The organism is Methyloversatilis universalis EHg5 (assembly GCF_000378945.1).
Taxonomy (GTDB): Bacteria; Pseudomonadota; Gammaproteobacteria; order Burkholderiales; family Rhodocyclaceae; genus Methyloversatilis; species Methyloversatilis universalis_A.
This window is the reverse complement of sequence record NZ_KB900539.1, coordinates 1,417,200-1,440,493: the sequence shown is the minus strand read 5'-3', so window position 1 is coordinate 1,440,493 and position 23,294 is coordinate 1,417,200. Positions and strand designations below refer to the sequence as shown.

General features: G+C 68.3%; 23 protein-coding genes. 14 read left to right on the top strand and 9 right to left on the bottom strand.

Going from position 1 to position 23,294, the window contains the following annotated elements; genetic code table 11:
- Positions 1-108: 108 nt before the first annotated feature.
- From METUNV2_RS0106690 to METUNV2_RS0106670, 5 genes are all read right to left on the bottom strand, one after another.
- On the bottom strand, positions 109-921 hold the full coding sequence (locus METUNV2_RS0106690) for an ankyrin repeat domain-containing protein (protein WP_018228716.1): 813 nt from the start codon (positions 919-921) through the stop codon (positions 109-111).
- A complete protein-coding gene (gene epsA, locus METUNV2_RS0106685; protein WP_018228715.1) occupies positions 921-1,709 on the bottom strand; it encodes an XrtB/PEP-CTERM-associated transcriptional regulator EpsA in 789 nt (262 codons plus the stop codon). The genes METUNV2_RS0106690 and epsA overlap by 1 nt, the downstream gene beginning before the upstream one ends.
- Positions 1,710-1,873: 164 nt before the next feature.
- On the bottom strand, positions 1,874-2,638 hold the full coding sequence (locus METUNV2_RS0106680) for a PEP-CTERM sorting domain-containing protein (protein ID WP_018228714.1): 765 nt from the start codon (positions 2,636-2,638) through the stop codon (positions 1,874-1,876).
- Between the two features lie 97 nt (positions 2,639-2,735).
- Positions 2,736-3,674: an alpha/beta fold hydrolase gene (locus tag METUNV2_RS0106675; protein ID WP_018228713.1), complete on the bottom strand. Its 939-nt coding sequence runs from the start codon at positions 3,672-3,674 to the stop codon at positions 2,736-2,738.
- 143 nt (positions 3,675-3,817) lie between these two features.
- Entirely contained in the window at positions 3,818-4,909 is a 1,092-nt protein-coding gene (locus METUNV2_RS0106670; protein ID WP_018228712.1) for a YVTN family beta-propeller repeat protein, read from the bottom strand.
- Between the two features lie 240 nt (positions 4,910-5,149).
- Here METUNV2_RS0106670 and prfB point away from each other — a divergent pair.
- The 9 genes from prfB (at position 5,150) to METUNV2_RS0106620 (ending at position 17,141) form a co-directional block, all read left to right on the top strand.
- A protein-coding gene (gene prfB, locus METUNV2_RS0106660; RefSeq protein ID WP_157281328.1) for a peptide chain release factor 2 occupies positions 5,150-6,254 on the top strand; the annotation gives its coding sequence in 2 pieces (ribosomal slippage) (positions 5,150-5,230 and positions 5,232-6,254; 1,104 coding nt in all).
- A gap of 2 nt (positions 6,255-6,256) precedes the next feature.
- On the top strand, positions 6,257-7,534 hold the full coding sequence (locus METUNV2_RS0106655; protein WP_018228710.1) for a hypothetical protein: 1,278 nt from the start codon (positions 6,257-6,259) through the stop codon (positions 7,532-7,534).
- Positions 7,531-8,820, top strand: coding sequence for a hypothetical protein (locus METUNV2_RS0106650; RefSeq protein WP_018228709.1), 1,290 nt, complete (start codon positions 7,531-7,533; stop codon positions 8,818-8,820). Before METUNV2_RS0106655 ends, METUNV2_RS0106650 begins: the two co-directional genes overlap by 4 nt.
- Positions 8,821-8,836: 16 nt before the next feature.
- Positions 8,837-9,535: a hypothetical protein gene (locus METUNV2_RS0106645; protein WP_018228708.1), complete on the top strand. Its 699-nt coding sequence runs from the start codon at positions 8,837-8,839 to the stop codon at positions 9,533-9,535.
- Between the two features lie 53 nt (positions 9,536-9,588).
- Complete coding sequence (locus tag METUNV2_RS0106640) at positions 9,589-12,378, top strand: AAA family ATPase (RefSeq protein WP_018228707.1); 2,790 nt, start codon at positions 9,589-9,591, stop codon at positions 12,376-12,378.
- A 186-nt stretch (positions 12,379-12,564) separates the two neighbouring features.
- A complete protein-coding gene (locus METUNV2_RS0106635; RefSeq protein WP_018228706.1) occupies positions 12,565-13,374 on the top strand; it encodes a PEPxxWA-CTERM sorting domain-containing protein in 810 nt (269 codons plus the stop codon).
- Positions 13,374-13,790: a hypothetical protein gene (locus METUNV2_RS0106630; protein ID WP_018228705.1), complete on the top strand. Its 417-nt coding sequence runs from the start codon at positions 13,374-13,376 to the stop codon at positions 13,788-13,790. Before METUNV2_RS0106635 ends, METUNV2_RS0106630 begins: the two co-directional genes overlap by 1 nt.
- A 2-nt stretch (positions 13,791-13,792) precedes the next feature.
- Positions 13,793-15,058, top strand: a complete 1,266-nt coding sequence (locus METUNV2_RS0106625; protein WP_232415632.1) for a glycosyltransferase — start codon at positions 13,793-13,795, stop codon at positions 15,056-15,058.
- Between the two features lie 13 nt (positions 15,059-15,071).
- Positions 15,072-17,141, top strand: coding sequence for a tetratricopeptide repeat protein (locus METUNV2_RS0106620; protein WP_018228703.1), 2,070 nt, complete (start codon positions 15,072-15,074; stop codon positions 17,139-17,141).
- A gap of 32 nt (positions 17,142-17,173) precedes the next feature.
- Here METUNV2_RS0106620 and METUNV2_RS0106615 read toward each other — a convergent pair whose 3' ends face one another.
- Positions 17,174-17,554: a DUF423 domain-containing protein gene (locus tag METUNV2_RS0106615; protein ID WP_018228702.1), complete on the bottom strand. Its 381-nt coding sequence runs from the start codon at positions 17,552-17,554 to the stop codon at positions 17,174-17,176.
- A 219-nt stretch (positions 17,555-17,773) separates the two neighbouring features.
- Here METUNV2_RS0106615 and pqqA point away from each other — a divergent pair, with 219 nt between their 5' ends.
- Both pqqA and METUNV2_RS0106605 read left to right on the top strand, forming a co-directional pair.
- Positions 17,774-17,848: a pyrroloquinoline quinone precursor peptide PqqA gene (pqqA, locus tag METUNV2_RS20205; protein ID WP_081618566.1), complete on the top strand. Its 75-nt coding sequence runs from the start codon at positions 17,774-17,776 to the stop codon at positions 17,846-17,848.
- Between the two features lie 112 nt (positions 17,849-17,960).
- Positions 17,961-18,545, top strand: coding sequence for an IMPACT family protein (locus METUNV2_RS0106605; RefSeq protein WP_018228700.1), 585 nt, complete (start codon positions 17,961-17,963; stop codon positions 18,543-18,545).
- 34 nt (positions 18,546-18,579) lie between these two features.
- Here METUNV2_RS0106605 and METUNV2_RS0106600 read toward each other — a convergent pair whose 3' ends face one another.
- Positions 18,580-19,248 (bottom strand): alpha/beta hydrolase, encoded by a 669-nt coding sequence (locus tag METUNV2_RS0106600; RefSeq protein WP_018228699.1) that lies wholly within the window; start codon positions 19,246-19,248, stop codon positions 18,580-18,582.
- 125 nt (positions 19,249-19,373) lie between these two features.
- Between METUNV2_RS0106600 and METUNV2_RS18975 the strand changes: the two genes are divergently transcribed.
- The 3 genes from METUNV2_RS18975 to METUNV2_RS0106585 are packed head-to-tail and all read left to right on the top strand — an operon-like array spanning position 19,374 to position 20,609.
- Complete coding sequence (locus METUNV2_RS18975; protein WP_018228698.1) at positions 19,374-19,883, top strand: GAF domain-containing protein; 510 nt, start codon at positions 19,374-19,376, stop codon at positions 19,881-19,883.
- 34 nt (positions 19,884-19,917) lie between these two features.
- Positions 19,918-20,310 (top strand): DNA-binding response regulator, encoded by a 393-nt coding sequence (locus METUNV2_RS0106590; RefSeq protein ID WP_232415630.1) that lies wholly within the window; start codon positions 19,918-19,920, stop codon positions 20,308-20,310.
- A gap of 47 nt (positions 20,311-20,357) precedes the next feature.
- Positions 20,358-20,609: a hypothetical protein gene (locus tag METUNV2_RS0106585; RefSeq protein ID WP_018228696.1), complete on the top strand. Its 252-nt coding sequence runs from the start codon at positions 20,358-20,360 to the stop codon at positions 20,607-20,609.
- Between the two features lie 17 nt (positions 20,610-20,626).
- Here METUNV2_RS0106585 and METUNV2_RS0106580 read toward each other — a convergent pair whose 3' ends face one another.
- Positions 20,627-21,250, bottom strand: coding sequence for a hypothetical protein (locus tag METUNV2_RS0106580; RefSeq protein ID WP_018228695.1), 624 nt, complete (start codon positions 21,248-21,250; stop codon positions 20,627-20,629).
- Positions 21,251-21,338: 88 nt separating this feature from the next.
- Complete coding sequence (locus METUNV2_RS0106575) at positions 21,339-23,282, bottom strand: ATP-dependent DNA helicase (protein ID WP_018228694.1); 1,944 nt, start codon at positions 23,280-23,282, stop codon at positions 21,339-21,341.
- Between the last annotated feature and the right edge of the window lie 12 nt (positions 23,283-23,294).

The window sequence follows — 23,294 nt, the reverse complement described above, 5'->3', positions numbered from 1 at the left end:
CAGCGCGGCATGGCTGCGCCCGAAGCGGCGCGCCGGTGTCGCGGAAGACGGCCACTGTGTTCCGCCCGGGTGGCGGCTATCCGCTCCGGCGTGGGCGGATGCGCCCGCTCAGTCGTAGATGTCGGTCGACATCGCGCCCGGATTGGCGCCGGAGGCCAGCAGATGAGCCACTGCCAGACGCTGCTTGCGGAACACCGCCCAGTACAAGGCATTGAAACCCGCGCGGTCGGGCAGATTGGGGTCGAAGCCGGCGGCCAGCAGGCGGTCCAGCACCCGCAGATGGCCGAGCGAAGCAGCCAGCGACAGCGCGTGGCGCCCCTGCTCCCGTTCGGTATTCAGCCAGTCAGGCGAAGCGCGCAGCAGTTCCCCCACCGCCTCGTCGCGGTCGAGCAGCACCGCGTCGATCAGCGGCACATGGCCGTTGGCGCTCTTCGCATCGACGTCAGCGCCCGCCTTCAGCAGCAGCGCCACCACCTTGTGATGACCGGCCAGCGCGGCAGCGCCCAGCGGCGTGAAACCGGACGCGCCCTTGCGATCGGGGTCGGCACCGGCGGCCAGCAGTGCGCGCACGGTTTCAGTTTCGCCGGCGGCGGCAGCGTGGGCCAGCACGCTGTCACCCCAGGCATCGCGCACGTTCGGCGCTGCGCCGGCCTTGAGCAGTCGGTTCACCCCTGCCCAGTCACCACGGCGTGCGGCCGACAGCAGCGCGTGATCGGCGCTGCGGTAGTTGCGCGGGCCAGCATCGTCACCGGTGCGGCGGATGTCGGCGTACTCCATCGCGGTGACCGGTACCGCGGCTCGTGTCCGTACCGGTTCGGCAAAGCGGCCCTGCCATTCCTGCGGTACTTCCTGTGCGCCTGCCGGCGCCAGACACAGGGCGCCGGCCAACGGCAGCAATGAGCGGAAAAACGGGCGGATCATCAGACGTCTCCGAAGGCCTCGCGGCCGACTTCATGCGCGCGCAGCGCCGCGAGCCGGGCCACCGCCTGGGCACGGTTGGTCACGTCGAGCTTGCGCAGGATTTTCTGGATATGGTTTTTCACGGTGAGCGGGCTGATATTCAGGATCTGCCCGATCTCATGATTGGTCTTGCCTTCGCGCACCCAGTCCAGCACCTGCAGCTCACGCGCGCTCAGCGTGACCGGCGACGCGCTGCGCCCCACCACGCGCTCGCTGCCTTCGCGCCGCTCGTGTTCGGTAATGCGCAGAAGCGCCAGGTGCAGATTCGGCATCAGCAGTTCGACGCGGCGCGCGTCGAGGTCGGTCGGCGCATCCGGCATGCCCAGCAGCGCGAAGAAAGTGGACTGGTCGCCGCGTGCTTCGCGGCATCCGTGCGCCAGCGCGTGATCCACGCCGGCCACCCTCGGCAGCTGGGCCAGCGCCCGGCCACGGGCACCGCCCAGCACCAGCGGTTCGCGACCGCCGGCCTGCCAGTCGGCCACCAGTCGCGCGATCAGGCCGCCTGCCGGGTCAGTCAGGCGCGCCTCGTACTCCGGCGACAGCACCGAACGAGAAAACACCGAAGCGGTGTATTCACCACGCTCGAAGTCGCCGCAGGCGCACAGCAGCGTGTCATGCGGCAGGAAGGTCTGCAGCGAGCCCTGGGTCCACAGGAAGAACTGGAAGCGCTTCACCACCCGGATGGATGTTTCGATCGTAAACAGCAGCAGCTGCACGTCGATCTGATCCTTCGCGAGCGGGTCGGTCATGGGCGGTTCGCGCGGCGGCCTCAAGGCCGTCCTTGTTCGTGTGGAAAGCGGTGCAACAGGCAGGGCACTCGAACGCAGCGGCCCGCACGCAGGACGTGCGGGCCGCTGATTTGCAAGCGATTGTTGCAGCCGATTGTTGCAGCCGGGTGAAACCCGGCGGCCGATCAGCCCAGGCGGCGACGGGCGATGGCGCCCAGCATGCCGAGGCCGGCGAGCATCAGCGTGTAGCTTTCCGGCTCAGGCACGACCGCGATCTGGAAAGCGGTAGTGTTCGGCACCAGTGCAGCCGAGGCGCTGTTGTTCACCGTATCGATGGTCCAGTTGTTCAGATCACCCAGGGCCGCCTTCGCCGCGGCCACGCTGCTGAAAGTGCGTGTGCCGGTGTACTGGGCGAAATCGGGTTCCGACGAGGCACCCGCTTTGGCAGTCAGACGGATGGCGTTCGAAGTGCCCTCGGTCAGGCCGGTGCCGGTGAGCGAACCGTCGGCGACGAAGGTACCGTTGGTGATGGCGGCCAGGAAGGTGGCAGGCGTGGTGGCGCTGCCGCCCAGATAGGCGTAGAGGGTTTCGCCCGAGTTGGAAATACCCCAGTTGGTATTGCCGGCCACCGAAGTGCGGCTCAGCGTGCCGGCCGACGCCGACAGCGTGGTCTTGTCGTAGGCCAGAAGACGCACGACGGTACCTGCGGAGACAGCGGAAGCACCGGAGTTCCACTGGTTATAGCTCTCGCCGCTATTGAAGGCGGCACCGGTCCACTCGTTGTCAGTGAAATAGATGGTGGTGTTGGCGGCGATATCCGCCAGCGCCACGAAAGACAGGCCGTCTTCGTCGGCGTTGAACGAGGTGAAGGCGATATCGCCAGTCTGCAGTGCGGCCTGGGCGGAACCGGCGGCCAGCAGGGCGGCCAACAGCATCGAGGTGCGGATCATCGTGAATCTCCGGAATGAGAGTGGGATGAAGCACACGATACGGCGCGTTGGTGACCGGCTCTTGAAGCCCTGAACGCGTTTTCGTGGTCTGTTCGGACTACGGCACAACCGGCGTCTGTCGCTCGGACCCGCCGCTCAGCCCTGCGGTGCAGCCCTGTTCGTGCCGCCAGCGCCGGGCCATCAGCGCCGCCAGTATTTCGCTCCAGCGGCTGAACACGAAGAAATGTCCCTCGCCCGCCAGCAACCGCACGCTGGCCTGCGGAAACAGGAAAGCCAGCCGGCTGGCACAGTCGGCCGGCACGATGCGGTCGTCGCAGCCCTGCACGATCTCCACCGCACCGCCGTAGGTGTTCAGCGACAGGGACCAGTCCGACGCCGCAATCGCCAGATCGCGCACGATGGCGGCCGCGCCCTGCCGGGTGGCGCGCGGCAGGTCGTCGAAGAACATGTCGTGGATGTCGCGGCGCGCCAGTTCGGCACGGTCGGATTCGCCGACCAGATGACGCACGATGGCCAGCCAGGTCCGCGGCCACAGCGCGGCCACCAGGGCCAGCGGCTCGAACACCAGACGGGCGAGCCGCGGCATGTGCACCGCCAGCCACACCAGCCGTGCTTCCATCCGGTGCGGCAGCGGCATGCCCACATGCAGGCCGTAGCCGGGCGCCACACCGCTCACCAGTACCAGCCGTGACACCTGATCCCCGAAACGCTCGACCAGTGCACAGGCAAAGGGCGCGCCGCCTGACACACCGCCAACCGCGAAATCGCCGAGCTTCAGGTGCTCGACCAGCACGGCCATATCGGACTGCCAGTCGGTCAGGGTCCAGCCGGGAGCTGAGTCGGACAGGCCGTAGCCGGCGCGGTCGGGCACGATGAGCCGCGCGTGGCGCTCGCTGGTCAGCGCGTCGAAAGGCGGCACCTGGCGGCGCGATCCGGGCACGCCGTGGCACAGGATGACCGGGTAGCCGAACGGATCCCCGTACTCGGCCCACGCCAGTTTTCGCCCATCCGGCAGCCGTATGCTGCGCTCGTCCACGCCCGCCTCATGACATCAAGATTTGACGGGCCAGTCTGCGCCGGCCGTGTTTCAGTATCGGGACAACGCGCATTGCCGGACGAAAAAAAGCCCGCCGTGTGGCGGGCTTGAGACAGGTCCGGCCTGACCGGACGGGCACCGCGTCAGTTCGCGTCCAGGCTGCCCATCGCACGCGGCCAGGTGACGATGCCCCAAGGCAGCTTCTTGTCGGCAATGCGGCCGGTCGCCTCCAGCTTCTGGGTGTCTACCACCACCACCGCATCCGAGCGACCGCAAGCGACCAGGATCTGCGCCTCGTCCGGGGTGAAGGTGAAGTGCCAGCAGCGCTCGGCGTCCAGCGCCACATCCTTAATCTTGTCGAAGGTTTTCGCGTCGAACACCTCCAGCGCCTTGGCCCGCGCGGTGGCGACGTACAGGCGCTCACCCTTGCGGTCAAAGGCCACGCCGTAGGGCGTCTGACCGGTGGCCACGGTCTTCACCGGGGTGAGCTTGTCATCCAGCACCAGGAAGTTGTTGCCGAATTCCAGCGTGGCGACAAAGGTCTTGCCATCCGGCGACAGCTTGATGCCGCGCGGACGCGCACCGTACTTCTCGACATTGACCTTCTTCAGCAGCTTGCCGGTCCTGATGTCATGCAGCGTGAGCGTATTGTCGGCTTCGTTGGTCACCACCAGACGCTTGCCGTCGGCGGTGAATTCGATGCCCTCGGTTTCCGGACCGCCGACGATGTTGCGCAGTACCTTGCCCTTCTGCAGATCGACCACCGCAACCTTGGCCGGCTCCTTGTCGTCATCGTCGTCATCGTGGCCGCCCTCCTTGCCACCGTCCTTCTTCTCCTCCTTCTTGTCGCCCTTGGGCGGCGGGCCCAGCTTGGACGTCGGTTCGAAGGACACGAAAGCCATGTGGCCACGCACCCGGACGAATTCCGGGTTCTTGCCGATCTTGATGCGCTTGTTCACCTTGCCGCTGGCGATGTCGATCAGCGCGATGTCACCGGATTCACGCACCGCCACCACCAGGGTCTTGCCATCTTCGGTCACACCCAGGCCACGCGGCACCTTGCCGCCGACCTCGAATTCACCGGTCACTTCCATCTTCGCCAGATCGATGACGGAAATGCCGCCCTCCTGGTTGCTCACATAGGCGGTACCGGCCGCCTGCACCAGACCGGCAGTGGCCATCATCGAAAACAGGGCGGCCGAAATGAGGCCGCGGCATGCGGACTTCAGTTGCATTGGGGAATTCCTCCGTCGTTTCTTGTCGAGTGCCGGACCGGCAGCGTCGCGCAGTATAGAGAGCGGTCCGGGCCATCCGGTTCAGGATTTCCGCGAATCAGCTCCGGAAACCGGCCCGCGCGGCCACCGGGAAGGCGTCCCGGAACGGTGCGGCAGGCCGGCGGTCGGAACAAGGGAAAACATCCCGGCCGCCTGCGGCGGTAGAATGCCGGGTTTTACGCAATTCGGCCGGTACCCATCATGGAAGCAGAACGCCTCAACGCCATCGCCAATCACCTGACCGACCTGCAGTCGCGGGCCGGCGAACTGCGGAGGTATCTTTGACTACGATGCCAAGGCATCGCGGCTCGAAGAGGTAGAACGCGCGCTGGAAGACCCGACGGTCTGGAACGACACCGCGCGCGCGCAGGAACTGGGCAAGGAAAAGCACGGCCTGGAAGCGGTGGTGCGCACGCTGGAGTCGATCGACGCCCGGCTGGCGGATACCCGTGACCTGTTCGATCTCGCCCGCGAAGAAGCGGACGAGGACACCGTGGTCGCCATCGAGGCGGACAAGGAAAAGATCGAAGCCGACGTCGCCGGCCTCGAATTCCGCCGCATGTTCAACAACCCGCAGGACCCGAGCAACTGCTTCCTGGAAATCCAGGCCGGCGCCGGCGGCACCGAAGCGCAGGATTGGGCCTCGATGCTGCTGCGCATGTACGTGAAGTACTGCGAGCGCAAGGGTTTCGGCGTCGAGGTGATGGAAGAGTCGGAAGGCGAAGTGGCTGGCATCAAGAGCGCCACGCTCAAGGTGAGCGCCGAGTACGCCTACGGCACGCTGCGCACCGAAACCGGCATCCACCGGCTGGTGCGCAAGAGCCCGTTCGATTCCGGTGCGCGCCGCCACACCAGCTTTTCCAGCGTGTTCGTGTATCCGGAAGTCGACGACTCGATCGAGGTCGACATCAACCCGGCCGACCTGCGGGTCGACACCTTCCGCGCCTCGGGCGCCGGCGGTCAGCACATCAACAAGACCGACTCGGCGATCCGCATCACGCACGTGCCGACCGGCATCGTCGTGCAGTGCCAGAACGACCGCTCGCAGCACAAGAACCGCGCCGAGGCGATGGCCATGCTGAAGTCGCGGCTGTACGAAGCCGAACTGCGCAAGCGTCAGGCCGCCCAGCAGGCGCTGGAAGACACCAAGAGCGACATCGGCTGGGGTCACCAGATCCGCTCCTACGTGCTCGACCAGAGCCGGATCAAGGATCTGCGCACCAACCACGAAGTGGGCAATACGCAGGCCGTGCTTGACGGCGATCTCGACGGCTTCATCCAGGCCAGCCTGAAACAGGGCGTCTGACGGTGCGTTTCCTGCTGCGCGCCGTGCTGTCCGGCGTCGCACTGGGCGTCATCGGGTGTGCGGTCGCACTCGCCCTGCTGCTGTGGCGAGGGCTGGATCGCGCGCCGTCGATCGCGGAAGCGCCGCCGGCGCTGTCCGCCGCGTCGGTCGATGCGGCGATGCGCCGGGTCGGCGAGCTGGACCCGCGCAAGGCACGCACCCAGCGGGGCCGCATCACCCTGTCGGCGGAAGAACTGCGCGTGCTGCTGCAGATGGCCGCGCGCCGGCTGCCTGCCACCCGCGCCGAACTGGCGCTGACCGGCCGCGGCGACAGCGCGCTCGGCACCCTGCGCAGCAGCACCGCCCTGCCCGCCGGCCTGTGGCTGAACACCGAACTGCAGCTGGGCATGGATGAGGACGGTCCGGTGCTCGACCGGCTGCGCATCGGCGACCTGCCGCTGCCGCCGGCGCTGGCCCGGCGTCTGGCCGGCATGCTGCTGCCGGGCGTGCTCGAACGCATCGGCTACCACGGCGACCCGGCGCTGATCGCGCAGGCGCTGCGCGGCGCGCAGCTGAGCAGCGCCGGGCTGTCCATCGACGACCGCGCCGGCCGCGGCGCCGCGCGTGAGGGCCTGCGCGCCCTGCTGCCGCCGGGCGAACCGGAACGGCTGGCCGACTACCACGCGGCGCTGCGCCAGTCACTGACCACACCCGGCGAGCGCGGCAACAGCCTGCTGCCGCCGCTGCAGGCGCTGTTCGCCCGGGCCAGCCAGCGCGCCGCCCGCGGCGGTGACCTGCTGACCGAACAGCGCAGCGCGCTGCTGGTGCTCACGCTGCACGTGACCGGCCGCAGCCCGGCCACCCTGCTGCCGGAAGCGGCGGACTGGCCAGCCGCGCCGCGCACCGTGCTCACACTGCGCGGGCGCGAGGACATGGCGCAGCACTACCTGGGATCCGCACTGATCGCCGCCTGGGCCGGCGGCCAATGGGCGCAGGTGATCGGCCTGTCCAAGGAAATGCGCGATGCCCGTTCGGGCAGCGGCTTCTCCTTCACCGACCTGCTGGCCGACCGCGCCGGCACCCGTCTGGGCGAACGCATCGCGGCTGGCCACGCCGAACCGGCGAAACTGCTGGCCGGCGGTCTGAAGGTGGACGCGCTGCTGCCGCCGCTGGACGGGCTGGCCGAATTCATGCCGGAAGCCGAGTTCGTCCGCCGCTTCGGCGGCGTCGGCGCCCCGGGCTACCGCGCGGTGCTGGCCGACATCGACGCACGCATCGCTGCGCTGGAGCTGTACAGATGAGTACCGACAACGCCCACGCCGGCCTCGCCGATTTTCTGGCCGCCGGCACCGACGCTGATGAAGTGCCCGAGCTGGACCGCCTGCTGCGCGCCCGGCCGCTGCTGGGCGCCTTCAGCACGCTGTTCCACGGCTCGGAGGCCGAAGTGCTGATGCGCGTGATGGTGCTGGGCGAAATCGGCCGCAATGCCGACATGCCGCGCTGGTCGCCGGACAGCCTGCGCGCACGCTTCGCCTTCATCGATCCGGTCAAGCTGGAAACCGTGCTGCGCCGGCTGCGCGACCACACGCTGCTGCGCTTCGAGGACGGCCAGTACCTGCTGTCCGACATCGGCCGCAACGCCGGTGCCGCGCTCACGATGCTGCTCGAACTGTCGGGCGAGGAAGACGCCGAACTGGGCTTCCTGACCGCCCAGCTGGCCGGCCTGCAGGCGGTGGACCGCGACACCGGCGACGCGCTGCAGCAGCTGCTCGGCAAGCTGAACGACCTCACGCTGCACTTCGAGGACGCCATCGCGTCTGGCTCCGAATTCCGCATCCTGTCCGCCCGCCGGCGGCTGGCCGCCAACGCGCGCTGGCTGGACCGCGGCACCGCGCTGCTGCGCGACCTGCTGGCCGACGAGGACATCCCGTTCGAGCGCGCCAGCCTGGCCCAGCGCATCGGCCTGGCGCAGTCGCGGCTGGCGCGGGTGGACGCCTCCTTCCAGCGCGCGCTGAACAAGATCGAATCGCAGCGGGTGACGCTGGGCGGCTCGGGCATTTCGTCATCCGACGTGGCCGGCTGGCTGCGCGGGCTGGACGCCGCCGCGCTGGCCGGACTGTGCGCCGATACGCTGACGCCCTGCCCCGACCTCACGCTGCTGGCCGGCGGCCACGAACTGCTGGACCGCGCCGAACCGGCGGCCGCCAACGAACCGGTGCCGGAGGCGGCTGTCGCGGTGCTGCCGGCACCGGACGACGCGCCCATCGCGCCGGCGCCGCAGATGGAAGACCTGCGCCTGCTCGAACTGTTCGGCCAGCGCATGGCCCGCCTGACCGCCCCGTCGGCGCTCGCCGACATCGTGCCCGGCGGCAGTTTCGCCCAGGCCTCCTACCGCATGTCGCTGCTCGCCCTGCTGCGCGATGCCGACGCCGACGGCATGCGCGAAGCCGGCGAAGGCCCGATCGCCGACTTCCTGCGCATGCCGGTGGACGTGCGCTTCAGCGAACAGCTGCAGCCGGTCGAGGACGACAACGTCGCCGCCATCACGGTGGGCGAAGTCGTGCCACGGCCGGCGAATCCAATCTGAATTGACGGGAGTGACGATGGAAACCGAACTGCGCACCCTCACCGCCCGCCTGCTGGCACACCGCTCCATCCCGCGCGCCGACGCGCTGGCCCGCCGCGCACTGGTCGATGACAGCTTCCGCCACGCGCTGGACAACCGGCTGGCCTCCGCCGGCCTGCAGCTGCTCGACAACCCCTATGCCGCCCACATCGCGGTCGGCCTGGCCGAAGACATGCGCGAACCGGTGTTCGGTCAGGGCCGCGAATACGCCGCCTCGAATGTCGGCCTCACCCGCGACGAACTGGCCTGGCTGATGGTGATCTGGGCACTCATCGTGCTGCCCAAGCGCGAGCGCCAGGTAAACCGCCGCAGCCTGCACGACGACGGCCAGAACGACATGTTCGGCGCCGAAACGCCGGTCGAGCACGGCGAGGCGGTGTCCGGCGCGCTGTCGGAAGCGTCGCTGGCGGCCGACTTCGGTGCCCGTCTCGGCGGCAAGACCAAGCTCAATTTCGCGCTCGGCAAGCTGGCGCGGCTCGGCTTCATCGAACGGCGCGGCGGTCAGGTGCTGGAAGGCCCGCTGCTCGACGTGCTGCTCGACTACCGCATCCTGGCCGACCGGGTCATCCACGGCACGCTGGCCGACGTGCTGGCCGAAGCCGGCCACCGCCTGCCCGCCGCCAACGCCTTCGAACAGGCGCAGGCGGCGCATGCCGACGAGGACGGCGAAGAATGACGACGCGGCCCCTGCTCCCCTGCCCCACTCACCTGCGCTGACGCTCCACGACCATGTTCCACATCAAGCAACTCGAACTGGTGCACTGGGACTTCTGGCGCCGCTTCACGCTGCCGCTCGACGCCCAGATCATCACCATCGTCGGCCCCAACGGCTCCGGCAAGACCACGCTGCTCGACGCACTGCGCACGCTGTTCGCGCTGCGCTGTTCCGGCAAGCGCGACTACCGCCGCTACGTGCGACGCGCCGACCGCGACTTCGCCTGGATACGCGCGGTGGTGGCCAACGTACCGGGCGGCACCGGCAAGCGCCCTTTCTTCCCCTGCATCCACGACGAAGTGACGCTGGCCTGCCGCATCCGGCGCGCTGGCGGCGACTGGACGCGCGACTACGCCATCGTCGATGGCAACGTAGCAATCGAACAGCTGGAAGAGGCCGGCGACTGGGCCGGCCTGCGCGACTACCAGAACCGGCTCGCCTGGGGCGGCCTGACGCCGGCCATCGCCAAGGTGCTGTCGCTGGAACAGGGCGACACCGACAAGCTGTGCGAATACTCGCCGCGCGCGCTGCTCGATCTGGTGTTCGACGTGTTCGGCGACAAGGAGGTGCTGGACAACTACCAGGCCGCGCGCGAAGAACAGAAGAGCGCCGAGCGCGAACTGGAAAGCATCGGTCTGGACCTCGACCGGCTGCGCACCCAGGCCGAAGCCAAGCGCATGGAGGCCGACAACTACCTCGAATGGAAGCAGCACAGCGACGAGGCGCACGCGCTGGAATCGGAAATCGTGCCGCGGCTGGAGGTGGCCGAACTGACCCGTGAAACCGAGGGCGAACGCAGCGGCCTGGCGCGGCTGCGTGAAGATGTGCGGCGGCTGCGCTTCGACCACGACGCCGCCACCGCCCGGCTCGACACGGTGAAGTCGGAACGCGACGCCGCCCGCGGCGCGCTCGACGCCGCACGCACCACCGAGAAGGCCACCGAAGCCGAACAGCTGACTGCGCACGACGCGCTGCGCGACATCGAGCGCCTGCTCGACGAAGAGCGCAAGCTGCGCGACCGGGTCGCCAGCGAACACGGCGCCGATGCGCTGGCGCTGGAAGCCGAGCACGCCGACGCCGAATCGGCGGTGGCGAAACTGACCGCCGAAGAGCGCGCGCTGGTGCAGCGTTTCGAGGAAAGAACCGAAGCGCTGCGCGCCGCGCGTGAGCGCCGGGGCGCGCCCAGCGACCGCGAAGTGAGTGAATTCCGCGCCCAGCTCGACGAAGCCGGCATCGCGCACAGCGCGCTGTCCGACGTGGTCGAAGTGACCGACGCCGCCTGGCAGGCGGCACTGGAAGCGGTGCTGCGCCCGTATCGCCACCTCATCCTGCTGGAACGCGAGGACGACCGCCACGCCGCCTGGGCGCTGGGCGAACGCGCGCGCTTCCGTCACTTCATCGTGGCCGAGCGCGAGAATGCGCCGGCCGCCCGCGCCGGCTCGCTGGCCGAGGTGGTGCGCTTCGCCGCCCCGGTGCCGCGCTGGCTGTGCGACCTGCTAAACCGCATGCAGCGCGTCGACGACGCCGAAGCGGCGCGCAGCCTGCCGCGCGATGCCGAGTGGATCACCCGCGACGCGTATCACAAGGAAAGACGCGGCGCCCGCCATCTCGGCCGGCCGAGCGAATTCCACTTCGGCGAACTGGCCCGCCAGGCGCGCATCGCCCAGCTGGGCAGCGACATTTCGGCGCTCGACACGGCGCGCCGTGCGCTGAGCCCGAAACTGGACGCCGCACGCGAGAAGGTGGCCGGTCTGCGCGCGCGCCTGCTCGGCCTGCAGTCGGCCAGCCTGCTGGCCGCACGCAGCGCCGAATTCGCCGAAGCTGCGGCGGCGCTGCCGGCTGCGCGCGAACGTGGCAACGCGGCCGAGGCGGCCCGCGACAGCGCGCGCCGTGAGGTCGAACGGCTGAACGAGAACCTGCGCGGCATCGAGGTCGAATCGGACCGCCGGCGCCGGGAAATCGACGACAGCGGCCGCCGGCTGCGCGAACTGAGCCAGGAATCGGCGCCGCGCCGCGCCGACCAGGCGCGCCGGCTGCTGCGTCTGCGCAGCCGCCGGCGCGGCATGCCCGCACACTGGCTGGACCCGCAGGAACTGGCCCAGCTCACCGAACGCTATGGCGACGCCCGGGCCGCACGGCGCGAACTGGAACGCCTGCGCACGCTGCTGGCGCGCGGCGACTGGATCACCGATCCGTCGGCGCTCACGCTGCGCGAGCGGCTGCGTGACGACCTGACCAAGCGCGAACAGGACTACGCCGCCCGCCAGGGCTACTGCGCCACCGCGCAGCGCCTGACCGACGACGCGCGCTCGGCCTACATCGCCAAGCTGCGCGCCACGGTGCGCCAGTACGCGAAGAACCTGCGTGCGCTGGGCGAACTGGCCGGCGTCGGCGTGGACTGCCCGACGCCGCATCTGGACAACGACGACCTGTCGCTGGCGCAGGCCGGGCTGGACGTAAGTTTCGACTTCGACCGCAAGGGCGCGGTCGGCCTGAACGACGGCGAAGCTTCGGGCGGCCAGCAGGTGATGAAATCGCTCATCCTGCTGATCGCGCTGCTGATGGACGAAAGCCGCCCGGGCGGCTTCGTGTTCATCGACGAACCGTTCGCCCACCTGGACGTGGCCAACATCGATCGCGTCGGCCGCTTCCTCGGTGCAACCCGGGCGCAGTATCTGATCACCACCCCGGTCACCCACAACGCCAACGTGTTCGCGCCGGCCCAGCTCACGCTGGTCACCAGCAAGAAGGCGCCGGGCGAAGGCTGGGCGCCGCCGATCGGCGTGCTGAAGCGGGCGCGCTGAGCGCGGGCAGGAACGCCCGGGCCACCGCCCTGTGACAGGGCTTAACACAACGCGCCGGCGGGTCGTGAGCTATGACACGCCATGCCGGCGCGTCGTGTCCTAAGTTAGTGACCTAAGTTATATTGAACAAACGTCCACCGACCTCGTCGTACGGAGACGTCCCCGCATTCCTGTCCCGATCCGATCATGAACATCCGCCACGTCACCGTCGTTTCAGTCCTGTCCACGCTCAGTTTCCCGCTGTTCGCGGCCATCGGTCTCAACCCCACGCTGGCCGGCAGCTATGCCGCCGGCACCGGTGCCCAGGCACTGTTCGTGAAGGTGGACGACCGCTGGCAGGGCAGCACCGTGCTGTGGGACGAAGCCACCCAGAGCTACGGCGGCGGCAGCCCGATCGGCAGCTATGCCTGGGGCACCGGCGTGTGGGGCCTCGCCGACTGGAATGCGCTGATCGGCCTGCCGGCCGGACAGTCGCCGGTGCTCTCCACCTGGTCGGGTCTGGCCAGCCAGATCAATTTCGGCAACACGCTGTACAACGACCTGTACGCCGGCCAGTGGGGCAACACGGTGGCCATGCCGCAAGCCGAACTGCAGACCAACTGGCTGGCGCAGTTCACCGGCTACATCCGCATTACCGAAGCCGACGCCTATAACTTTTCGGTGCTGTACGACGACGGCTTCTTCTTCAAGCTCTACGGCTCAGACGGCAGCGTCGCGGGCATCGAGCAGGATGGCGTGAACCCGCGTGATCGCGAAGGCTTCGCCGATGACCTGCTGCTCGCGGCTGGCCTGTACCGCTTCGAACTGGGCGTGTACAACCGGCTGGAAGCGGGCGTCGTCGATCTGCGCTGGAGCCGTGGCGGCTCCACCGACTGGGCGCTGGTACCGACCGAAGCACTGGTCACGTCGCCGCTGGCCGTGCCTGAACCCGCCACCTGGGCCATGCTGGCCGGTGGCCTCGCGCTGATCGGCGCAGCGGCGCGCCGCCGCCGTTGATGCGGCGGGATCCGCTTCCCGGCACCGGACGTCGTCTGCTGCATCGGGTCGGCATTCTGGCCGGCTGGATGCTCTTCGCCTGGCTGTGGTCGCGTGTCGCTTTCGACCTGCCGGACTACAGCATGCTCGCCTGGCTGGTACTGACCACGCTGGTACTGTGCCCGGCCATCACGCTGTACTGGGTGTTGCACAACCTCGCGATCTTTCGTGCCAAGGGAGCGCGCACCCATGCGGTCGAAGCCAGCGCCCGCTACGAACAGGACTGGAACGGCCGCGAAGTGCTCGCCGACTGGCCTCTGCTGATGCAGGCCCGCATCACGGTGATCGGCGTGGTCGATGGGCGCAAGGTGTACCGCACGCTGAACCGCCGGACCGGACAGCCACCGGCGCTCGAGCGCATCTTCGCCAAAGGCTGAGCGTGCTGCCGGTACCCGAAATGGTGGCCGCCATCCAGCAGACCGGTGGCTACATGGCGGCGCTGTTCTTCTTCGCCGCCTATCCCATCGTGTCCAGCCTGGTGTGGGTCACCACCTCGCTGTTCTTCGTGTTCCGCTGGGAACGCGGCGACGACACGCCCCAGCCGCGCGACTGGGCTCCAGCGGTGACCATACTCGTACCGGCTCACAACGAAGAGGCCGTGATAGGCCGTTCGCTGGCGGCCTGCTGCAATGTCGACTATCCGGACTATGAGATCGTCGTCGTCAACGACGGATCGAGCGACTTCACGGTGCAGCGCGTGCTGCCCTTCGTGCAGTCCGGCCGCGTGCGTCTGGTCGACAAGCGGGTGAACGAAGGCAAGGCGATGGCGCTGAACGACGCGCTGCCCATGGTGCGCGGAGAGATCGTGCTCATCATGGATGCCGACGCCGAGCCGGAACCGGACATCCTGTGGCACATGGTTCCGCATTTTCGCTCCGCGCGCGTGGCGGCGGTCACCGGCAATCCAAGGGTACGCAATGTCGACACCTTCCTGGCGCGGCTGCAGGCCATCGAATTCACCTCCATCGTGAGCCTGCTGCGCCGCTCGCAGCGCATCTGGGGCCGCATCGTCACCGTGTCCGGCGTGGTGGCCGCCTTCCGCCGGAGCGCACTGTTCGCGGTCGACGGCTTTTCGCCCGACATGCCAACCGAAGACATCGAACTGACCTGGAAGCTGCAGCGACGCTTCTTCGACATCCGTTACGAACCGCGCGCCATCGTATGGATGACCGTGCCCACCCACTTCAGGGCGCTGTTCCGCCAGCGGCTGCGCTGGGCACGCGGCCTGATGGAAGTGCTGCGCCGTCATGCCGACGTGCTCACCCGCTGGCGCTACCGCCGCATGTGGCCGATGTTCATCGAATCGGTGCTGTCCATCCTGTGGGCGGTGGTGTTCATCGGCATGACCGCGCTGTGGCTGGTGTCGTGGTCGGTCGGCATTCCACCGATAGGTGCCTCGCCCTTCCCCAATCTGTGGGGCATGGTGATCGCCACGCTGTGCCTCGCCCAGCTCGCACTCGGTACGCTGATCGATCACCGCTACGACCGTGGCATCTGGCGCTATTTTCCGTACGCGGTGTTCTATCCGCTGATCTACTGGGCCTTCCTCGCCATCACCACCTGCCTGTCGCTGCGCCATCTGTTCATGAAGCCGTCGCGTCTGCCGGTGCGCTGGAACACGCCCCGGACAGGGCCTGAGGCCTGATACATTGCGCGGCATGAAAATACGCCTCCCGATCGCCACCGTCTGCGCCTGCCTGCTCGCGCTCCCGGCACAGGCGGTCCATCCGCAGCGTGAGCAGGCGCGTGCGCAGGTGGCGCAGCAGCAGTACGCACCGGCGCTCGAACTGCTGCGACCACTGGTCGCACAGTTTCCGCAGGACAGCGATCTGCTGATCGAAACCGCGCGGGTCGAAGGCTTCGCCGACCACAACGCGCAGGCCGCCGACCTTTACGAACAGGTACTCAGGGTGGCGCCACAGCGGCGCAACGACATCCTGTCCTCGCTCGCCTGGCAGTCGCTGTGGGCCGGCCGTCACGACCGTGCGATCGAGCTGTTCCGCGAACGGATGAACGAGTGGGCCACGCCGGAACAGACCGCGGACAGCCGGCGCGGCCTGATCGAGGCCCTGCGTGCCCGGCTGGCTGCGCAGACCGCGCAGGGCGACAGCGCTGCCGCGCTCGATACGCTGGACCAGCTCGACGCGGTACGCACCCGAGACGCTGACGCCTGGGCCGAACGCGCCCGCCTGCTCGGCCGACTGGACCGCAACGGCGAATCGGCCGCCGCCTGGGCCAGGGCGATCGAACTGGCGCCGGCGCGCCGCCGGGAATGGCTGTCCGCGCTCGCCTGGCAGACGCTGTGGAACAGCGATGCGCACACAGCCCGCGGCCTGTTCGCCGAAGCCCATGCTGCCGGTATCGACCTGCCGGAAACCTGGCGCGGACTGGCGCAGTCCTGCGCCGCGCTGGACCGACACCCGTGCGCCGCCGAAGCCTGGGACAGGCTGCTGCAGGCGCGCCCGGACGACCGTCAGGCGCTCGGCGGGCGGGCGCGCGCACTGCTGTGGTCTGACCGCCATGACGAAGCCGAGGCGGCCTATCGCCGTCTGCTCGCCGATCGCCCGGACGACACCGAAGCGCGCCAGGGTCTGGCCCAGGTGCTGAACTTCAGCGGCCGCCACCGCGCCGCGGTAAGCGAGTTCCGACGCATTGAGCCCTCCGGCAAGGATGACGAGGGCCGCCGCGTCGCACAGGCGCGTGCGCTGTACTGGGCCGGTTACGCCGACCAGGCCATGCCGCTGCTGGATCCGCTGCAGGACGCGGACGCACAATGGCTGCGCGACGGACGCATCGGCCGCGACACCACGCGGCGTTACGCGTCGGCCGGCCTGGACTATTCGGAAGACGCCGACCGGCTGAACATCCTGACGCCGTGGGCGCTCACCGGCTGGCGCCTGTCACCGGCCGAAAGCGCGGAAATCGGCCTGCGCCTGCCGCGCCTGAGCGGTCGTCCGGTCAATGGCGGCGCACGCACATCCATCAACGGTCAGGAACTGAGTGCCCGCTACGGCAGGCGAATCGGTGATGTCGACAGCCCACGCGGCACCTTGTGGCCCTCGCTGACCTTGGGTGCCCGTGACTACGATGGCTGGACCAGCCTGCTGTGGCGCGCCCGCGCCCGCTATGTGCCGGCAGATCTGTGGCGCATCGACGCGGAGATCGGCAATGGCGTAATCGACACCATCAGCGCATTGAACAACCGGGTCGACTATCGCGACGCTTCGCTGGGCGTGGAGTACCGCCCTACACCGCGCTGGAGCTTCTCCGGCGGGCTGGCGCGGCTCGACTTCGACGATGGCAACCAGCGCAACCGGCTCACCTGGCGTACCGACTACGCATTCAATCTGGTGCCGCGTCTGCTGGTGGGTCTTGAGGGGCAGACCTTCGATGACAGCCGGCCGTGGGACGCCGGACGCCCCAATCGCGGCTACTACAACCCGGAGCGCTACCGCGAGGCCCGGGTCTTTCTTGCGCTGTATCGCGAACACAGGCCATGGGCCTGGTATCTGAAAGGCGCCACCGGTCGCTACAGCGAGCGGGATGGCTTCGGCAGCAGTGCTTCGGGCCGCAACTACCTGGTCGAAGGCTGGATCAGCTACGACCTTGGTCCGGGCTGGGAATTGCGCGCGGCGGCCGGCATGTCGGACAGCGAAGCCGGATCGGCCAGCGGCGGCAGCGGCTACTGGCGACGTTTCGGCAGCCTGTCGATCAACGCCTGGTGGTGAAGGTCAGGCCCTGAGCGGGCCGCGGAGGCGGCTCAGCCGCGCCTGATCGCCCAGGCCAGCGCCAGCCAGCCGGCGATGAAAGCCAGTCCGCCGAACGGCGTCACCATGCCCAGCGCACGCGTACCGGTCAGCGCCATCGCGTACAGGCTGCCGCTGAACAGCAGCAGGCCGGCCAGCATCAGCCAGCCTGCCCGCATCAGCCAGGAGGCATCGCGCAGGTGCAGGGCCAGCAGGCCGATCAGCCCCAGCGCCAGCGCATGCCAGAAGTGGTACTGCACCGCGGTCTGCCACACCGCCAGCATGGGTTCGTCCAGCCGCGCCTTCAGCGCGTGGGCACCGAAGGCACCCAGTACCACGGCCAGCGCACCGGCCAGTGCGGCGAGGAAAAGGAAGCGGCGTGCGTAATCAGGCATGTGGTCGGTCCGGAAGACGGGCGTGCCGGAGCTTACCCCAGCTTTCACCCGCAACCGGCGACGGGTCTGCGTTGATGCCGGTCAGCCGGTGCGGCCGTTCATGAAATTCTTGAGCCGTCTTTCGAGACCGGTTGGAGGTCGGTCCGCGGTCGGCGGCGCAGTATTCGATCCATGCACTGCATCCGCAGTGACCGACCGGACACCTCCAAGGAGACTGACATGAGCTGGCAAACCCCGAAGGCCACCGACCTGCGTTTCGGCTTCGAAATCACCATGTACGTCGCCAACCGCTGATCACCCGCGGCTGGACGAAAAAGAGCGGGCTCCGGCCCGCTCTTTTTTTGTCCACGGCCCCCGCAGCGCGCACAACCGCCCCCTTCGCCGCCTGCGGTAAGCTTGCGGCCCCATGCCGAACACCCTCGCCGCCCCGGTCCACAGCGACCTCACGATCAAGAAGAGCCGTTTCATCGGCTGTGTCGAGACCATGCGCGACCGCGCGGCCGCACAGGCGCGCGTGATCGAGCTGTGGCGTCAGCATCCGGGGGCTACTCATGTGTGCTGGGCGCTGCTGGCCGGCGGCCAGTCGGCCGCGGTCGATGACGGCGAACCGAGCGGCACCGCTGGCCGACCGATGCTGGAAGTGCTGCGCCACCAGGACCTGGAAGGCGTGCTGGCCACCGTGGTGCGCTACTACGGCGGCGTGAATCTCGGCGCCGGCGGCCTGGTGCGGGCGTATACCGACGCGGTGGCCTCGGCACTGGCCGGTGCGGTCAAGGTGCCGCTGACCCGGCTGCGCACGCTGCGCTGCACCCTGCCCTACGCGCTGGAAGGTGCGGTCAGGCGGGAAATCGACGCTGCCCGCGCCACGCTGGTCGACGTCACCCACGACTCGGTGGTGACGATGGCGATCAGCCTGCCGGAACCCGACGCGCCCGCTTTCATCGCCCGGCTCAACGACACCGGTCAGGGGCGCATCGGCTGGATGGAATGATCCGCCTCCCGGCGCGCAGCCCGGCCCCGTCAGGTCAGGCCAGCACGCGCAGCAGCCACTGGTTGATGTCGCGGATCTCTTCCAGACTCACTTCGTGCCCGATGTCATATTCGTGCCATTCGCAGGGCACGGCAAGACTTTCCAGCACCTCGCGTGCGGCGGTGGCGCGCGGCATCACCACCACATCGTCCTGCCTGCCATGCGCCATGAACACCGGCAGATCGCGGCTGGCGTCGCTGCGCTCTGCCGCCGTCCGTTCCGCCAGCGGCAGATAGCCGGACAGCGCGATCACGCCGGCCAGCCGCTGCGGGTGACGCAAACCGGTCACCAGTGCCATCGCGCAGCCCTGGGAAAAACCCATCAGCACGATGCGCGATGCCGGCACGCCGCGTTCGATCTCGCGCGCGACCAGTGCATCCACCAGCGCCTGTGACGCGCGCACATCGGCTTCCGCCTCCTGCCCCGCGCCCGGCGCATACAGGTCGAACCAGGCGCGCATGACGTAACCGCCGTTGCGGGTGACTGGCCGTTCGGGTGCGTCCGGCAGCACGAAGCGCACCGGACCGATCTCGTCCAGCCTGAGCCGGCGCACCACCGGCACGAAGTCGTTGCCGTCGGCACCGAGGCCGTGCAGCACGATGACGGACGCACGCGGCGTCTGGTCGGCCGGACCGCTTTCCAGTTCAATCACATTGAGGGTCATGACAAGGGCCTTGCAGAAAGTTCGGGCAACACGGTACGGTGCTACTGACGGATGTGCAATCTCGCGGCCGGTACGGTCGGACCATCCACCGCCGGACTTCTGAATCAGCCCAGTCGAGTGTTCCGATGACCCCACCAGCGATCCCGGCAAACGAAACCGAACGTCTGAGCACTCTGCGCGCACTGTTGCTGCTCGACACGCCGCCCGAAGAGCGTTTCGACCGTATCGTGCAGTTCGCTGCGCAGGAGTTTGACGTGCCGATCGCCCTCATTTCACTGGTGGACGAAAACCGCCAGTGGTTCAAGTCACGCGTCGGTCTGGACGCCTGTGAAACTTCGCGTGAGGTGTCATTCTGCGGCCACGCTCTGAACATGACCACGCCACTGGTGATCGAGGATGCGCTGCTCGACGAACGCTTTTCCGACAATCCGCTGGTGACCGGTCAGCCACTCATCCGCTTCTACGCCGGCGCGCCGCTGACGCTGCCTTCCGGCCTGGTCATGGGCACGCTGTGCCTGATCGACACCCGTCCTCGTACACTGGACGCGATCGATCTGGGCATACTTGGCAGCCTGCGCGCGCTGGTGGTCGAAGAACTGGTCGCCCGGTCGGCCACCGCTCAGGGAGGCGCGTGACATGCCGAACAGCGCTACAAAGAGCACCGTGCCGGTGAGACGCCCGGTACTGCTGATGGTGGAGCCGGACTTCATGGTCCGTCGCACCATCGTGCTGACCGCCCGCGACCTGAACATTGCCGACATCCACGAAACCAGCGGCAGCGATGCCGCGCTGCCACTGCTCGAACAGGCCCACTTCGACGGCATCCTGATCTGCATTGATGAAGCCGGGCTCGATCTCATCGCCGAAGTACGCGGCGGGCACACGCGCTGCAATGCGCGCACGCCGATGGCGGTGACGATGAATACCTGCAGTGCCGCCGAGGTGACCCGGCTGCGCCAGCTGGACGTCGACAACGTGCTGCTGCGCCCGTTCAAGCTGAAGGCCCTGCTGCAGGCCCTGCAGACGCTGACCTCGACCAGCGACGCAGACAAGGCTGTGTGAGTGCGGGCATGCACGGTACAGTGCTGCACTTCCACAGGAGACCCGCAATGAAAACACTGACCGTACGCGTGACCGCCGAGCTGCAGGTGCCGGACGACTGGACCCTGGTCGACCACGCTGCCGGCATGACGGCGCTGAAGATCGGCGACCAGTTCGTCGATTTCGACATCGCCCCGCTGTCGACCCGGGACGACGACCCCGAGGCGATGTGGACCGACGAGGACGAAACGCTGACCGCCCGCGTGCTCGACTGCGTGATCGAACTGGATTCGGATCTCGACCTGAATTACCAGCAGTAAGTCCTGACCCCGGACGACTAGTCCGGCGGCGGCCCGAGATAGCGCTGGTCCGACCAGGTTGCCAGCCACTCGGGCACGAAGGCAACGAAGATGGCCACCAGCATGCCGGTCAGGAAGGCGTCGCCCCAGGCCATCAGCCAGCGTGCCACCAGCGCATGTTCGAGATCCACGCCATCGAGCAGGTGATGGATGGTTTCATAGGCCGCTCCCGCCGCGAAGATGCACAGCGCTGTGCCGATGAAGCCACGGCCCAGTACGTAGATGAAGGGATGGGGCGGCAGCCGCCGGCGCAGCAGTTCGCCCAGACCGAGCGCCAGCGTGGCCGGCATCAGGCCGACCCACACCAGTTGAGACAGCACCGCAGCAAAGCCGAGCCGGCCCATCGCCCATACCGCGAGCGCCACCAGCACCAGTTCGATCACCGCCAGCGGCCAGCCGAACATGAGCACCAGCAGGCAGGCACCTGAAAGCTGTATGGAAATGCCGGCCGGCAGCGCCTGAGGCAGTACCCACAGCAGCGACAGCAGCACCAGCGATGCCGCCCACGGCGCGGCAAGCGGCCCGGCCAGCATGCGCCACGGGCGCAGCGGCATGCTCAGGCCGAGTGCGGCCAGCACCAGACATATCTCGATCGCGAACACGCCGGCCTCCAGATCACACGGCGCGCAGTGTGGCACGCCGCAGCGCCCGGGTTCATGACGTGAAGCAAGCCGCGCGAGGCAGCGCGCCTCAGCCGGCCAGACTTTCGAGAAACTGCACCGCCACGTCGGCGCTGCGGGTGCGGCGCATTGGTGGCAGGCTGCGCCAGATCACCTTGCCATAGGGTTTGTCGACCAGCCGCGGGTCGCACACCATGAGCACGCCGTGGTCGCGCTCGTCGCGGATGAGCCGGCCGGCGCCCTGCTTCATGCTGATCACCGCGTGCGGCAGCTGGTATTCGGAAAACGCGTTGCGCCCCTGCTTCTTCAGATGCTCGATGCGGGCTGACAGCACCGGGTCGTCCGGCGGCGCGAACGGCAGCTTGTCGATGATGACCAGCTGCAGCGCGTCGCCGCGCACGTCCACGCCTTCCCAGAAACTCTGGCTGGCCACCAGCACCGCGTTGCCGGCGGCGCGGTGGCGGTCCAGCAGTTCGCTGCGCGTGGCCTGGCCCTGGATCAGCAGCGGGCGCTCCGGGTCGTAAGCCGACAGCTTGTCCTCGATCAGTTCGTGGATGCGCTTCATCGCCCGCAGCGAGGTGCACAGCACGAACACGCCGCCGCGACAGGCCTTGATCAGCGGCCAGGCCGCCTTGGCGACCGCTTCGGCATAGGTGGGCGCCGACGGTTCGGGCATGTTCTCGGGGGCATACAGCAGCGCCTGCTGCTCGTAGGCGAAGGGGCTGCCCCACTGCGCGGTTTCGGCGTCGTGCAGGCCCAGTTCGCCACAGTAGTGACCGAAATCGTTGCCCACCGACAGCGTGGCCGAAGTGAAGATCCAGGCGCGCGGGTTGTCTTCCATCTGCCGCCGGAAAATGTCGGCCACCGACAGCGGCGTGGCATTCAGCGCCAGCGCCTGGGTATAGATTTCCGCCCAGCGCACGCGGTCGGTCTTCTCGCCCGGCCGGTCTCCGGCCTGCCAGCGCTCGACCCGCGCGATCAGATCGAGCGCGCGCTGCCAGCACTTTTCCAGCCCTTCGCTGCGCGCGGCCTGGGTTTCCAGCAGGCCGGCCAGTTCGTTCAGCGCCTCCATCACGGTGGCCAGCGCCGGCGCAAAAGCCGGGCGCTCGTCGATCTGGGCCGCCGAAAGCCGCACGTTCTCTTCACGGAACACCAGGCGCAGATCGCGCACCGCCTTCACCAGCCGTTCGGCGGATTCCGGCAGCGCCTTGAAATCCTTGGCATTCACCACCGCCTCGGCGCGGGTGTCGCGCGCCAGTTCCATCATCTGCGAGGTCGATACCGACTCGCCGAAGAACAGGCTGGCGGTTTCGGCCAGCTGGTGCGCTTCATCGAACACCACCGCGTTGCAGGCGGGCAGCAGTTCGGCCACACCCTCGTCACGCAGCATCAGGTCGGCAAAGAACAGATGGTGGTTCACCACCACCACGTCGGCTTCCATTGCCTCGCGCCGCGCCGCGGTAACGAAGCATTCCTTGGCGTTCGGGCAGTCCTGGCCCAGACAGTTGTCGCGGGTAGAGGTGGCCAGCGCCCAGGCGCCGGATTCTTCCGGCACCTCGCTGCACTGCGCCTTGTCGCCGGTACTGGTCACCTTGGCCCAGCGCGCAATCGCCTGCAGGTGCGACGCCTCTTCGCGCGATCCGAGCCGGCCCTCGTGCAGCGCGCGCTCGAGGTGGTAGTGGCAGAGATAGTTGGCGCGCCCCTTCAGCAGCGCGATGCTCACCGGCACGCCGAGCGCGCCGCGCACCGTGGGCAGGTCACGGCCATAGAGCTGGTCCTGCAGCGTCTTAGTGCCGGTGGACACGATCACCTTGGCACCCGACATCAGCGCCGGCACCAGATAGGCGTAGGTCTTGCCGGTGCCGGTACCGGCCTCAACCACCAGCACGCTGCGGTCGGCGATGGCCTGCGCCACCCGCTCGGCCATTTCGGTCTGCTGGGAACGCGGAGAAAAACCGGCGATGGCGCGTGCCAGCGGGCCGTCGGGGGCAAAGGTGGCGGGAATGTCGGACACGGGAGAAAGGCA